We start from the raw sequence: 13,545 nt of genomic DNA on the forward strand, positions 1-13,545 counted from the left end.
GTGCACAAGCCATTTTTCTCTTTTTAAATCAATGGCTTACGTAGCCTCAACGCCTGTGTGCCACTGTGCTTCTGCCATGCACACAAAACATGAACAACTTTTGATTTTCCAGGCTGGCTGTGGATAACCCATGGCTTATGCCAGATCTATCCACAGCTTTATGCTTTGACAGAACGTCTTGCCAGGGGTGTAGAGTTCAGCCCCATGAAACTCATTCTTCGAATCCTGGGCGTTGTGTTGATCGCCTGCTGTGTATTTGCCGTGGCTGGCATTCTGGCTACCTGGGCACCCGACAGGCCCGTGTCGGCACTGACAGCCCGCTGGGCCCAAGCGCCGTCCCAATTTATAGAGGTCGATGGCATGCAGGTGCATCTGCGCGACGAAGGCCCGCGCGATGACCCCCTGCCCATTGTGTTGCTGCACGGCACGTCGGCCAGCCTGCACACCTGGGACGGCTGGGTGCAAAACCTCAGTGGCCAGCGCCGCGTGATCCGGTTCGACCTGCCAGCTTTCGGTTTGACAGGCCCCAACCCCAACAACGACTATTCCATTGCAGCCTATGTACGCCTGGTGGTTGGCGTGGTCGACAAGCTGGGCGCCAAACAGTTTGTGTTGGCTGGCAATTCGCTGGGTGGCCAGATTGCCTGGGGCACGGCGTTGGCCCATCCGCAGCGGGTTGGCAAACTGGTGCTGATTGATGCGGCGGGTTACCCGTTCCAACCCACATCTATACCCATAGGTTTCAAGATTGCCCGCATGCCGGGTGTCAGGCTTTTGATGGAACAGGTGCTGCCCCGTGGGATTGTCGACAGCAGTGTGCGCAATGTGTATGGTGATCCGGCCAAGGTCACCCCTGAGCTGGTGGACCGTTATTACGAACTGACCCTGCGTGCTGGCAACCGCAAGGCACTGGCCTACCGCATGGACCAGCGACTGAGTGGGGATGATGCAGGTATCAAGAGCCTGAAAGTACCTACGTTGATACTGTGGGGTGCCAAAGACAGGCTCATCCCCTTGGACAGTGCGGAACGTTTTGCGGCAGACATTCAGGGCTCTAAATTGGTGGTGTTTGATGCGCTGGGCCATGTACCCCATGAAGAAGATGCGCAAAAAACGGTGGAAGTATTCAAGGCCTTTCTGGCCGCGCCCTCCCGCTGAAACCATCCCGGTTGGAAATGGTGTTTAAATAGTGATTCAAGCCCCCGCGCATAGTGCGTAATAAGCTATTCTTTTTATAGCAGGTGTCGTGCCATGAGTGAAAAAAAGCCCTTTGAAATTGCGCGTGAAACGCTCAAGCAACTGACGCTGCAAAAGCTGCCCCCCACACCCGCCAACTACCTGGCCATTTACAACGAAATTGCGGGCATCCCGGTGATTGCCCCCTTTCCTGCCGATATCCTGCGCGACATCTCCAAGTCACTCCCGGTCAAAACGCCTGGGCAGCAAAAACAGAGGGGTCTGCTGGACTACGCCATCGACCGTTTGAACTGGGACGGTGTCAAAACCGCGCTGGTGGCTTACGGCAGTTTTGCCCCTTTGACCGGTGGAGACGACACGCCGGTCGCTGCTGCACCCAAAACAGGTTTAAACGCCACGGCGCCTGCATTAACGACGGAGTTCTTGAGCCAGTTGGGTCGGCTGATTGAGTACACACAACCCGCATTGGGAACAGACGACGAACGTTTTGGCGAGTTGAGCAAAACGCTGACCAGCGCCCTGCGCCAAAGTGGCTCCGATATCCTGGCGCTCAAGAGCATGTTGCTCAGCTACAGCGACCGTGTCTCTTTTGTGGCCGAAGACCAGGCCGAGATCAAAAAAGCCCTGCTCAAACTCCTGCACATGGTGTTTGAAAACATTGCAGACCTGAGCCTGGACGAGCAATGGCTCAAGGGCCAGATGGATGCGTTGATGGAAGCGTCCACCCCGCCCCTCACCTTGCGCCGTCTGGACGATGTGGAGCGCCGTTTGAAGGACGTCATCTTCAAACAAAAAAATGCCAAAGAACATGCGCTGCAGGCCCAAAACGAAATGCGCGACATGTTGGCCGCGTTTATCGACCGCCTGTCGGACATGGCCAAGTCCACGGGCACATTCCACGAGAAGCTGGAAGAAAACGCCCGCCAGATCGAACAGGCCAAAACCCTCGCCGAAATTGCGCCGGTCTTGAAGGAAGTGGTCAGTGCCACCCGCAACATGGCCAGCCAAAGCAAGACCTCGGGCGACGAGCTGCAGATCATGCGCGACCGCGCCATCCAGACCGACGCCGAACTGGTGAAGTTACACCAGGAGCTGGACCGTGTCAGCACACAGGCCCGCCACGACCCCTTGACCGGTGCACTCAACCGCAAGGGTCTGGAAGAGGCCGTAGAGCGCGAAATCTCCAGCGTGCGGCGCAAGGAAACACCGTTGTGCATGGCCCTGCTTGATATCGACAACTTCAAAAAACTCAACGACACCATGGGTCACGCCACCGGGGATATTGCCCTGGCCCATTTGGCCAAGGTGGCGCGCGAGTGTATGCGTCCGCAGGACACGCTGGCCCGTTATGGCGGCGAGGAGTTTGTGATTTTGCTGCCCGACACACCGCTGGACAAAGGCATTGAAGCCATGACCCGCCTGCAGCGTGAGCTGACCAAAAAATTCTTCCTGGCAGGCACGGAAAAAATGCTCATCACCTTTAGTGCCGGCGTGGCCCAACTCGCCCCCGATGAGACCGGCAGTGATGCCATCCGGCGGGCCGACAAGGCCATGTACCTGGCCAAACGTGCCGGTAAAAACCGGGTACTGGGCGCCTAACGCGCAATACAAGGAACACAGCCATGGTTTATCTGATAGCCGGATTGTGTATTTTTCTGGGGGTTCATTCGGTGCGGATCGTTGCCGACGGGTGGCGCACCCAGATGCTGCAGCGTGCCGGTGAAGGTGCGTACAAGGGGCTGTATTCACTGGCCTCCGTGCTGGGGTTTGGCCTCATCGTGTATGGCTTTGGTGTGGCGCGCGAGACCCCGGTCATGTTGTGGATGCCACCGGTAGGCATGCGCCACGCTGCCTCGTTGCTCACCCTGGTGGCCTTTGTGTTTCTGGCAGCAGCCTATGTGCCGCGCAACAGCATCAAGGCGCGGGTGCACCATCCTATGGTGCTGGGGGTCAAATCCTGGGCGCTGGCGCATCTGTTGTCCAACGGCAGCGTTGCACATATGGTGTTGTTTGGTGCCTTCTTGGCCTGGGGCGTGGCGAACTACATTGCGGCGCGCAAACGCGACCGTGTGGCCGCCACACAATACCCGCCCGGCACGGTGGCCGCAACCGCGGTGACCGTGGTTGTGGGTGTGCTGGTGTGGGCAGCCTTTGCCTTCAAGCTGCATGGCTTGCTGATTGGCATCCGCCCCTTTGGGTAAACGGCGATTCGTGGTCTGCGCTACCGCGTCAGATACCACTGGATGAGGTACTTGGCCACAAAACCCACCATGCCAAACGCCAGGGCCAAAAACAGTACAAAGGTACCAAACTTGCCGGCCTTGGACTCCCATGCCAGCTGCCCCACAATAAAAACCATGTACAGCATGAAGCCGCCCACGCCGAAGGTGAGGCCAAAGCTGGCGATCTGCGCTTCTGTAAAACCAAACATCAGCGGGCTCCGCTGCTGGGTGCGGCTGTAGCCACCGGCTCACGCAAGGGCAGCTTGCTGGCATCGACCAGATCGCGGTAGGCATGCCAGCTGGCGTGGCCCAGCATGGGTATCACCACCACCAAACCCAGCAACAAAGACCCCAGGCCCAGCAGCGTAAACCCCATGATCAGCGCCGCCCATAGCGCCATGGGAATGGGGTTGACCAGCACGGTCTGCCAACTGGTCAACACCGCTTGCAGCAGGGTAACGCGACGGTCCAGCAACAAGGGCATGGACACCACACTGGAGGCAAACATAGGCGCTGCCATCACACCACCCATGGCCAGCCATAACTCGAACAACCATCCGTCCTGCGCCAGCACCACATGGTGCACAAAGTCCAGCGGACTCAAGATGGGTACCGGTGCCAACAGCGTGATGAGTGCGGCCGAGGTCAGCACCCAGCCTGTTGCCGCCAGGGCCAGCAGCGCACCAAACTGAACCATGCACCAGTAGTCGTTGCCCCATTTGTTGAAGTGGCTGCTCTGCCAGTTCAACCAGGTTCTGAGCACCACCTGGATGTCAGCCTTTTCGCCGTGCTCCAGCGCACGGCTTAAGGCGTACAGGCTGGTTGCCAGTACAGGCGCCACCACCAGGAAGCCCGACAAAGCACCCGCCAGCAGCCAGAATTTCTGGTGTGCAATGGCCACAATGGCCGCCCCCACCACAGCCAGCGCCAGACCATGCGCAAAGCTGATCCAGCCCACCCGGGTCATGTCACGCCAGGCCAGAACCAGCCAAACCAAAGGCCGTAGGGGCGAAATATTGCGTATGCCAGGGAGGGGGTGTGCGGTTGGGGGCATGGGTGGTGGAGCGTGGGTGTGCGGTGCAAAGTAAGCGCACGGCCACTATAGCGGCTCGTTCTGCGGGTGGCCGACCATAATGGCTGCTTTCACCCGCAGGAGACCTTGCACATGCCGCGTTCCATTCTCGAAGAATCCCGTATCCACCCTGCCATCCGGGAGCGGGTGGCTGCCAGCCAGCACAACATCGTGAAGGAAGTGCAGGCTGCCGTGGCCCAACATGCGGTGGTGGTGGTGGGAATGGCCATGAACCCGTTTCCCAAAAAGGCACGCAAGCTGCTGGATGCGGCTGGCATTTCTTACCATTACCTCGAATACGGCAACTACTTCAAACTCTGGCGCCAGCGCAACGCACTAAAAATGTGGACCGGTTGGCCCACATTCCCCATGGTTTTTGTCAAAGGCACCCTGGTTGGGGGTGCCGATGACCTGAAGAAGCTGATGGCCAGCGGCGAGTTCAAGACCCTGCTGGGCTAAGCCTATTTGCTGTCACCGTGGTGCCCACCGCGGTGTCCGCCATGGTGGCGGCCCATGCGGGCGTGTTCGGCGTCAAACGCCTTCTTCTGGTCGGCGTTCAGTGCGGCATAAAAGACCTTGGTGGCCTCTTCGCGCTTGTCCATGGCGGCCGTGCGCTCCGCCATGTGCTGGGTGCGCAGAGCACGCATTTTGTCAATGCGCTCGGGTGTCGTCAGCTTGGCCAACTCTGCGCGGTCCGGGCGCTGGTGGTCCATACGGGCAGGCGGCTTCATCGCGGTGGTAAAGGCCGTCCAGGCACCTTCCTGCTCGGCTGTCACTTTGAGTTTGGCTTTCAGCTCGGCCATGCGTTTGGCGACCATGGCTTCCCGTTTGGCGGGGTCCATCTTGCCGTGTTTGCCACCCATGGCACCGTGCTGGTGGTTGGCTCCGCTGGCCGCCATGGCGGGTGCACGGGCAGCTTCTGGTGAGGTGGTCTGGGCCGATGCGGCGAAACCGGCGCTAGCCAGCAAGCCTGCGAGGATGAGGGATGTGATACCGGATTTCATGGTGACTTCCTTGTGGTGAGTCTGCCGCAGGAATTGCGATCAGAGTGAAGGCAGTGTGCGCGTCCCGTGTATCCGCAGCATTGCCTGCACATAACGCTTTGTAAAGATGGATGGCCCCCACCCTCCACAGCTTTGTGGGTTGATGCGTTGACAATACACCCTCTCTTGAGAATTTCAATATTGGCAAAGGCAAACACGTGTTCAAGAATTTGATGATTTACCGCCTGTCAGCGGGCTGGCCCATCGAGCTGGCCGCGCTGGACGATGCACTGGGCAAGGCGCAGTTTGTGGAGTGTGGTGCTTCGCAGGAAAAGTCGGTGGGCTGGGTCGAGCCACGGGGCCACGCCCACGGCCCCATGGTCGAAGTGATTGGCGGCCAGTGGCTGCTCAAGCTGATGATGGAGGTGAAAGTGGTGCCGGGCTCGGTCGTCAAGCGTAAGGTGCAAGACCAGTTGGACCATATCGAGGCCACTACAGGGCGCAAGCCAGGCAAGAAAGAAAAGCGTGAAATCAGCGAAGATGCCCGGCTGGCCCTGCTGCCCATGGCGTTCAGCAAACAGTCCAGCGTGCAGGTGTGGGTTGATCCCGCCGCCGGCCTGTTGTTGACTGACGCGGGCAGCCAAGCCAAGGCTGATGAAGTGATGACCTGGTTGATCAAGGCTGTCGATGGCCTGGTGGTGCAACTGGTGAACACCCAAATCTCACCGGCATCGGCCATGTCCGGCTGGTTGTCGACCAAGGAGCCGCCCCAGTCCTTCAGTGTGGACCGCGAGTGTGAACTCAAGGCGGCCGATGAATCGCGTGCTGTGGTGCGCTACACCCGCCACGCACTGGATACGGACGAAGTCAGCCAGCACATCGCCATGGGCAAGGTGCCCACCCGTCTGGCATTGACCTGGGCGGACCGCGTGTCGTTTGTATTGACCGAGGCCTTGCAACTCAAAAAAATTGCGTTTCTGGAATCGGTGTTTGAAGGGGCTGCCGCCAGCCCGGCTGACGGCAAAGACGATAACTTTGATGCCGACGTGGCTATCGCCACCGGTGAGCTCAGAAAGCTGATCCCTGATCTGCTCGAAGCCCTGGGTGGCGAGATGGTGGCCGCTTAACGGCGGTGGTCGTAGTGGTGACCGTCATGGTGGCGGTCATGACGACCGTGGCGGTGGCCATGGTGATGGCGGTGCTGGGGTGCCGGTTGCCATGCCACCACGGCAGGCTGGTAGTAGGTGACCGGTTGCACCACACGGTATTGGGGCCGGGGCTGGTAATACGCCACCGGTGGAGCCGCGTAGTACTGTGGCTGCGGCTGGTAATAGGTCACAGGCTGCTGGTAATGGGTTGTCACCGGGTAATGGCTGGGTGCATAACCTGAGCGGTGGTGCTGGCTGGCGATGCTGGCACCCACCAGGCCGCCGGCGCCGGCGCCCAGAATCGCTCCATCGCGGCCCCCCACATGTTTGCCGATGGCCGCACCGGCCACAGCGCCAATCCCGGCGCCTACAACGGCGTCGAAATCACCCGCATGGGCTTGCGGGGCTAGCACCGCCAGGCTGCCTGCCATCAGTGCGAGGCTTGCCAGTTTGCCGACCTTTGCAGCCGCTGGCGTGAAAAAAGAAGACGAAAAGGACAAAACACGTGGTGTGTACATGGCGTCAAATGGGCCAGGGCCCGTACCGCTAAACGTAGCGGTTTGTCATCCTTCAACGCTCCACAGCCCGTACCGATGACAGCTTAACAAGCTTTTACACTTTGGACACAAAGTGGCCTTAGCCCCCGTCAAATATGCACATTTAGCTATGAATTTAGGAGTATTTGCCGGATGTGCCCTCTTAGTCCAGCACGGCATACCCCTCTTCGGCAATGGCCTTGCCCAGTGCCTCGCGGCTGTGGGTGGACTCCACCTGCACCCGGTTCTGTGTGCGATCAATCTGCACCTGGGCCTGGGGGTCTACCTGCTGCAGTGCGCGGGTGACGGCCTTCTCGCAATGGCCGCAGGTCATGCCGGTCACGGTAAATATCTGGTTCATCAAGGTCCTCCTCGGGAAAATTTCAACAATAAAAGAGCATAGTCTGAACCACGCCGCTTCAGCCAGCCTTTGCCCCGCAACCATGACCACACCCCTGAACACCTCTTCTTCCCCCAACACGCTGGATATTGGCATAGGCGGCATGACCTGCGCCTCGTGTGTGGGCCGCGTAGAGCGGGCGCTGAAGAAGGTGGGCGGCGTGGCAGACGCCACCGTCAACCTGGCCACCGAATCCGCGCGTATTGCCTACTCCGGCGATGCACAAATGCCCGCGCGCCTGCGGCGGGCCATACGCGACGCAGGCTACGAGCCCCGCACCCCGGCCCAGATGGACGCGGCGGACAAGGTGTCCCCCTGGGCAGGCCTGGCACCCGTGCTGGTGGGTGCTCTGCTGAGTGCCCCGCTGGCGCTGCCCATGGTGGGTGATCTGGCGGGCCAGCACTGGATGTTGCCCGCCTGGCTGCAGTTTGTACTGGCTACACCGGTGCAGTTTGTACTGGGCGCCCGCTTCTACAAGGCCGGTTGGCATGCCTTGAAGGCCCTCACCGGCAATATGGATCTGCTGGTCGCCATTGGCACCACCGCCGGTTGGGCCTTGTCGGTCTGGTTGTGGCTTACCGCGCCCGACGGTGCCATGGTGCACCTGTATTTTGAAGGCTCGGCCGTGGTGATCACCCTGGTGCTGCTGGGCAAGTGGCTGGAGGCCCGTGCCAAGCGCCAGACCACATCTGCCATACGCGCCCTGCACGCCCTGCAGCCCGATACGGCCCACTGGATAGGACGCGATGGCGAGGTTGATGTACCAGTGGCTGACGTGCTGGTGGGCGACCGGTTGGTGGTCAAACCCGGCGAACGCTTCCCAGTGGACGGCACGCTGCTGGAGGGCCAAACCCAGGTCGACGAATCCATGTTGACCGGCGAACCCCTGCCCGTGCACAAAGATGCAGGCGCCAAGCTCACCGGTGGCTCCATCAATGGCGAGGGCCGTGTGCTGCTGCAGGTCACCGCGGTGGGGGTGGACACCGTGTTGTCCCACATCACCCGCCTGGTGGAAGATGCCCAGGCTGCCAAAGCCCCCATACAACGCCTGGTGGACCGGGTCAGCGCGGTTTTTGTACCCGTGGTGCTGGCCCTGGCCCTGGCCACCCTGCTGGCCTGGTGGCTGAGTGGCCACCCGTTTGAGACGGCGGTTATCCATGCCGTGGCGGTGTTGGTGATTGCCTGCCCCTGTGCGTTGGGGCTGGCCACACCCGCGGCCATCATGGCTGGTACCGGCGTGGCTGCCAAGTACGGCATCCTGATCAAAGACGCCCAAGCGTTGGAAATGGCGCACAAGGTGGACGTGGTGGCTTTTGACAAAACCGGCACACTGACCATGGGGCAGCCCCGCCTGACGGCGCTGGTGGTCGCTGAAGGGCCATTTGCGCAGCACGCAGACGAGGTCTTGCGCATGGCTGCTTGCCTGCAAAGCGGCAGCGAACACCCCCTGGCCCGGGCCGTGGTGGCCGCGGCCATTGAGAAGGACTTGCCTATATCCGCACCAGAAGCCCTGCAAGCCGTTCCCGGTAAAGGCAGCGAGGGTGTGCTGGCCCAAAAACACTATTGCATAGGTAGCCTGCGCTGGATGCAAGAGCTGGGCGCACCTCTAGGCGCACTGCAGGCGCGGGCCAAAGCGCTACAGGACGAGGGCGCCACGGTATCGGCGATCGCCCAGCGTAAAGACAACACATCACAGCCCGCAACCTATGAGTTGCTGGCATTGATGGCTTTTGCTGACGCCCCCAAGCCCGGCGCTAAAGAAGCACTCGCCGCATTGCGTGCGCGTGGCATCAAAACCGTCATGGTCTCGGGTGACAACCGCGGTGCCGCAGAGGCCATGGCCCGCCGCCTGGGCTTGCACCCCGAGGACGGCGAAGTAATGGCCGAGGTACTGCCCGGCGACAAGGCCGCGTGGATGGTCGAGCTGCAACAAGACCATGGCGTGGACCGCCGCCGCGGCCTGCGCACCAAAGACGCGCCCGTGGCCAGCCTGACCCCGCCTGCAAACCCGTCGCTGGGTGCCAACCCTCAGCGTGGCAAACGCCATACCCACGTGGTGGCCATGGTGGGCGATGGTGTCAACGACGCACCCGCCCTAGCCGCCGCCGATGTGGGCATGGCCATGGGCACCGGCACCGACGTGGCCATGCACGCTGCCGGCATCACGCTGATGCGCGGTGATGTGGCACTGGTGGCGGCTGCGTTGGACATATCCAACCGCACCGTGGCCAAGATCCGGCAAAACCTGTTCTGGGCCTTTGCCTACAACGTGGCCGGCATCCCGTTGGCCGCTCTGGGCTACCTGAACCCGGTGCTGGCAGGGGCGGCCATGGCGCTGAGCTCGGTCAGCGTGATGACCAATGCGCTGCTGCTCAAACGCTGGCGGCCCGAAAAATAGCACGGCCAAACTGCGTGCCATCGCTTTGTGTCATCGGAAAACACAGGCGCTTCGTTGTGTAAGCCATGATGACCACGCAAACACTCGCCCCCACCATCCCATCCAACACAACGGCCACCGACGCGGAGAACCGCAGCCGCTATCAGACCATACAGGTCGCAGGCCTGGTTGCCCCGTTTGTAGATGCCCTCAGCCGCACACACAACCTCGATGCGGTCTGGGTAGTGGTCTTCCCCTTCGACGAGATGGCCCACCCCACCCGCCCCACACTCAAACTCAGTACCGTCATCCAGCGCGCCGGGCAGGCCGGCACCATGGAGCACATGCGCGTGGATTCGCTGGAATCGGCACGGTCTGCGCTGGCCAAGGCCAGCCACTACAGCGACTGGACCGAGGCGTCTTACGCACCGCTGCTGGAACTGCTGGATATCGCCATTGCACAGAAAAAGTTGAAGCGGCTGGCTGCCTGAGCTGGGGCGTATCTTGGTCAGCGGAGTGAAATCACGTTGACCCAGAGCTACCGCATCTGGCCCCAACCTGTGCGTCAACGGTTTTGCCGTCACTAGCATCACTTTGTAACAATCCAAAGCAAACTCTCACCGTGCGGGCAACCCCTGTGGACTAGCATACTGGTGCTGACGTGCAGCACTTTAAGGGATGGCGGGTTTATGCTGAAGCAGGTGAAAGTTGGTTTTTCAAGTTTGTTGTCAGCGGTGGCAATATTGCCGACCCCAGTACACGCCGGCGACTCTTTCAATACGGCAACAAAAGTCCTGACCATTCCGATCATTCAGGTGGGTGCGACCCAGTATTCCAATGTGCAGGCGAAGATTGGCACGTTTACGGTAGTCAATGTCGGCGACGTATCTGCTTCAGCCGCAGCCGATACGTTCAATGAGCGATCAAACTTGCTGTCTCTTGTGGGCGTGACCGTAGACGGCGCTACGACTTATGGCAACGTATTGGTTCAACTCGGCCCCGACTACAGCGTTCTAAGTGTCGGCGGGGCCGCCCCTGTTTCAGTGACTTCGCGGGCCGCTGCGTTGGCGAGCAAACTGAAAAAGCCCAGCCGCCTTTTGGTAGGCCTTGGTACAGGTTCTTCTGAGAGCGCAATCCAAGCGCAAGGTCTCAAACCAGACATCAATGATGCCTATCTTGTGGGCGTAGGTTCCGGCGCATGGCCAACCTGGAATAGCCCGAGCGGGGCCTATGTGAACGTCGCTGCAGCCAAGGCCGACAAAATGGGCGCTGTTCCCATGTTTACGTTCTACCAAATGGCCTCCAACGGTGACGGCATTCTCTCCGGCATCAATGATCCAGTATTTATGGAGAAATACTGGGCCAACGTACGCTTGATGTACCAACGGCTCAGCATGTATGGCAAACCTGCCCTGATCAATTTTGAGCCCGATTTCTGGGGATATGTGCAACAGCAGTCGCCCGGTAACGATCCACACCGACTACCTGCACAGGTTTCTCGTGGTAGCGGGTGTTCCGGTCAACCGGACAACGCAGTCGGCATTGTTGGATGTTTGATAGAACTTGGTCGCAGGCTCGCGCCTGCAGCTTTGCTTGGGTTCTCGCCATCGGTGTGGGGCGGCAAGTCCGCTCAGGATGTTGCATCCTATATGACCGTTCTGGGCACCCAATATGCCGACTTCACTGCGGTACAGACGCTAGACCGAGATGCTGGTTGTTTTGAAGTACAAGGCCCGAATTGCTCCCGTGGCGGCGCGGGTTGGTACTGGGACGACAACGCGTATCGCGACCACCTGTCTGAAGCCAGCACCTACTCTAAGACTATCGGACTCCCCTTGGTTTGGTGGCAAACCCCCATGGGCGTTCCTGCGTCTACGGTGGGTGGTACGCCAGGCGCTTACAGAGACAACCGCATGCAGTATTTTCTGACGCGTCCTACAGACCTAACCGCCATTGGCGGGGCCGCCGTAGTCTTTAGTGTCGGCGCCGGTGGGCAAACCAATATCGATACGGACAACGGGCAGTTCAAACGTCTTTCCGAGTCCTACTTTGCCAACCCGGCCCCATTGAACTAGAGGGCAGTTCTGTCGATGGTGTTACGCAACGCTAGGCCCGTCCGGGTGCGGCGCGTTGGTTGGCGACATGACCCAACTCCCAGTCAGCCCGCACGCCGGTAGTGCATGGCGACCGCGCCGTTGCGCAGCGGCTTCGCCGAGACCAGCTCCAGCCGTCGCGTGCTGGGCAGCCCGCTCGCGTACAAAGTCGGGCCGTGGCCTGCGATCCTGGGGTGGACCAGCAACTGGTACGCGTCAATCAGATCCAGCCGGTCCAATGCGGTCGCAAGCTTGCCGCTGCCAAGGAGCACGCCGCCCGGGGTCGCGTCCTTCAGCTTTTGCACGCCCATGCGTATGTCGCCGGCGATGAGGTGGCTGTTGGCCCAGGGGAAGTGCTCTCGCGTCGAGGACACCACGTACTTTGGCTTGGCCTCCAGCTTAGCCGCCCACTCCCGCATCGCTGGCGGTGCTTCCGCGTCGCCGCGGGCCACTGCGGGCCAATAACTCTCCATCATCTCGTAGGTGACGCGGCCCCATAACATCGCTCCACTCTCGTCCATGAGGCGGGTGAAGAAGGCGTGTGTCTCGTCGTCGGCAATTCCTTCCTGGTGGTCGACACAACCGTCCAGGGTGACGTTGATGCTGAAGGTCAAAAGTCCCATGCTGTCCTCCGTTCGAGATTTGCGACGCGTAGTGTGCCGTCTGGCTCCTACGTCACGTTTCAGTATTTGCCGCTGGAACGGACAATATTCGATCGAATATCTGCTGACTAACCGTTGCGTCACGGTTGAGGAAGTGTCCCTTACCAGGAATGAAGCGGGCTTCGCAGGTCGGTATGGCGTTGGCAAGCATCTTGGCGCCTGCTACTGAGGCGAGCGAATCCTCTTCACCATGCCAAAGGAAAACGGGAACCGAAATGGATTCAAACGGAAATCCCCAACTGCGTGACACAAGACGCAAGTCGGTTTCGAACCCGATGCCGCCTTGTTGAAAGGCCTGCCCTTCGTGGCTGAGGCGTGCGTTGCGATTCCAGAGATTGTTTAGCCACGCGTAAACAGCGCAGACAGGGCCCAGTGCTGCGGGAAACCGACTTGCCAGATTGAAGACCAGCTTATTCAGTATTCCCATACCGTCCCAAAAGCCCGGGAAATCAATGGGCGTGGCAGATGAAATAAGCGTGGCCGAAAGTACGCGATCAGGCAAGACCGCTGCGCAAGCCAGCGCAAAAGGTCCGCCGCCAGAAATACCAACAACGTGAAATCGCTGAAGCCCAAGCTGATCGGCCAATTCTTGAATATCAAAAGCCCATCCGGAGATAGAAGCGTTTAGGTTGGGAGTCGACCGGCCATAACCAGGCCTTTCTGGGGTAATGATGTGAAGGCCTGCGTCAGATACGTCTTTATCGTCCAAGCCAAAAATGCGTGATCCCGGCGTACCGTGAAACATCAATAGGGTTGGGTGGTCTGGCTTGCCATATTGGCAGTAGGAAATAGTGCGGCCGTCGCGAAGTACGCGAACGAAGTCGAATGCATCAACGTGCTCTGTCATGGAGTGGG

The 13,545-nt window shown here is 59.9% G+C and carries 15 protein-coding genes; 8 read left to right on the plus strand and 7 right to left on the minus strand.

The window, feature by feature from the left end:
- Window positions 1-204 precede the first annotated feature (204 nt).
- The 3 genes from HZ993_RS14930 (at window position 205) to HZ993_RS14940 (ending at window position 3,398) form a co-directional block, all read left to right on the plus strand.
- Entirely contained in the window at window positions 205-1,158 is a 954-nt protein-coding gene (locus HZ993_RS14930; RefSeq protein ID WP_209393521.1) for an alpha/beta fold hydrolase, read from the plus strand.
- 93 nt (window positions 1,159-1,251) lie between these two features.
- Entirely contained in the window at window positions 1,252-2,796 is a 1,545-nt protein-coding gene (locus HZ993_RS14935; protein WP_209393522.1) for a GGDEF domain-containing protein, read from the plus strand.
- A 23-nt stretch (window positions 2,797-2,819) separates the two neighbouring features.
- Entirely contained in the window at window positions 2,820-3,398 is a 579-nt protein-coding gene (locus tag HZ993_RS14940) for an NnrU family protein (RefSeq protein WP_209393523.1), read from the plus strand.
- Between the two features lie 20 nt (window positions 3,399-3,418).
- Here the strand turns inward: HZ993_RS14940 and HZ993_RS14945 are convergent, their stop codons facing one another.
- Together HZ993_RS14945 and HZ993_RS14950 are read right to left on the minus strand one after the other, a co-directional pair.
- On the minus strand, window positions 3,419-3,628 hold the full coding sequence (locus HZ993_RS14945) for a DUF2788 domain-containing protein (protein ID WP_209393524.1): 210 nt from the start codon (window positions 3,626-3,628) through the stop codon (window positions 3,419-3,421).
- Window positions 3,628-4,473 (minus strand): DUF2189 domain-containing protein, encoded by an 846-nt coding sequence (locus tag HZ993_RS14950; RefSeq protein ID WP_209393525.1) that lies wholly within the window; start codon window positions 4,471-4,473, stop codon window positions 3,628-3,630. Before HZ993_RS14950 ends, HZ993_RS14945 begins: the two co-directional genes overlap by 1 nt.
- 111 nt (window positions 4,474-4,584) lie before the next feature.
- Here HZ993_RS14950 and HZ993_RS14955 point away from each other — a divergent pair, with 111 nt between their 5' ends.
- Complete coding sequence (locus HZ993_RS14955) at window positions 4,585-4,950, plus strand: glutaredoxin domain-containing protein (protein WP_209393526.1); 366 nt, start codon at window positions 4,585-4,587, stop codon at window positions 4,948-4,950.
- Window positions 4,951-4,952: 2 nt separating this feature from the next.
- Here HZ993_RS14955 and HZ993_RS14960 read toward each other — a convergent pair whose 3' ends face one another.
- Window positions 4,953-5,495, minus strand: coding sequence for a Spy/CpxP family protein refolding chaperone (locus HZ993_RS14960; protein ID WP_209393527.1), 543 nt, complete (start codon window positions 5,493-5,495; stop codon window positions 4,953-4,955).
- A gap of 197 nt (window positions 5,496-5,692) precedes the next feature.
- On the opposite strand from HZ993_RS14960, the gene HZ993_RS14965 reads away from it, so the two are divergent.
- Window positions 5,693-6,601 carry a recombination-associated protein RdgC gene (locus HZ993_RS14965; protein ID WP_209393528.1) on the plus strand — a complete coding sequence of 303 codons (909 nt, stop codon included), beginning with the start codon at window positions 5,693-5,695 and terminating at the stop codon, window positions 6,599-6,601.
- Here HZ993_RS14965 and HZ993_RS14970 read toward each other — a convergent pair.
- Together HZ993_RS14970 and HZ993_RS14975 are read right to left on the minus strand one after the other, a co-directional pair.
- Window positions 6,598-7,140 (minus strand): glycine zipper domain-containing protein, encoded by a 543-nt coding sequence (locus HZ993_RS14970; RefSeq protein ID WP_209393529.1) that lies wholly within the window; start codon window positions 7,138-7,140, stop codon window positions 6,598-6,600. The genes HZ993_RS14965 and HZ993_RS14970 overlap by 4 nt on opposite strands.
- A gap of 181 nt (window positions 7,141-7,321) precedes the next feature.
- Window positions 7,322-7,519, minus strand: a complete 198-nt coding sequence (locus tag HZ993_RS14975; protein WP_209393530.1) for a heavy-metal-associated domain-containing protein — start codon at window positions 7,517-7,519, stop codon at window positions 7,322-7,324.
- Between the two features lie 82 nt (window positions 7,520-7,601).
- Here HZ993_RS14975 and HZ993_RS14980 point away from each other — a divergent pair, with 82 nt between their 5' ends.
- From HZ993_RS14980 to HZ993_RS14990, 3 genes are all read left to right on the plus strand, one after another.
- Entirely contained in the window at window positions 7,602-9,956 is a 2,355-nt protein-coding gene (locus tag HZ993_RS14980; protein WP_209393531.1) for a cation-translocating P-type ATPase, read from the plus strand.
- A gap of 65 nt (window positions 9,957-10,021) precedes the next feature.
- Window positions 10,022-10,426, plus strand: coding sequence for a hypothetical protein (locus tag HZ993_RS14985; protein WP_209393532.1), 405 nt, complete (start codon window positions 10,022-10,024; stop codon window positions 10,424-10,426).
- 198 nt (window positions 10,427-10,624) lie between these two features.
- Complete coding sequence (locus HZ993_RS14990) at window positions 10,625-12,010, plus strand: hypothetical protein (protein WP_245213642.1); 1,386 nt, start codon at window positions 10,625-10,627, stop codon at window positions 12,008-12,010.
- 83 nt (window positions 12,011-12,093) lie between these two features.
- Here the strand turns inward: HZ993_RS14990 and HZ993_RS14995 are convergent, their stop codons facing one another.
- Together HZ993_RS14995 and HZ993_RS15000 are read right to left on the minus strand one after the other, a co-directional pair.
- Window positions 12,094-12,651, minus strand: a complete 558-nt coding sequence (locus HZ993_RS14995; RefSeq protein WP_209393533.1) for a dihydrofolate reductase family protein — start codon at window positions 12,649-12,651, stop codon at window positions 12,094-12,096.
- Window positions 12,652-12,703: 52 nt separating this feature from the next.
- Window positions 12,704-13,537 (minus strand): alpha/beta fold hydrolase, encoded by an 834-nt coding sequence (locus HZ993_RS15000; protein WP_209393534.1) that lies wholly within the window; start codon window positions 13,535-13,537, stop codon window positions 12,704-12,706.
- Window positions 13,538-13,545 lie beyond the last annotated feature (8 nt).

Origin of the sequence: Rhodoferax sp. AJA081-3, assembly GCF_017798165.1 — a bacterium.
Lineage (GTDB): Bacteria > Pseudomonadota > Gammaproteobacteria > Burkholderiales > Burkholderiaceae_C > Allorhodoferax.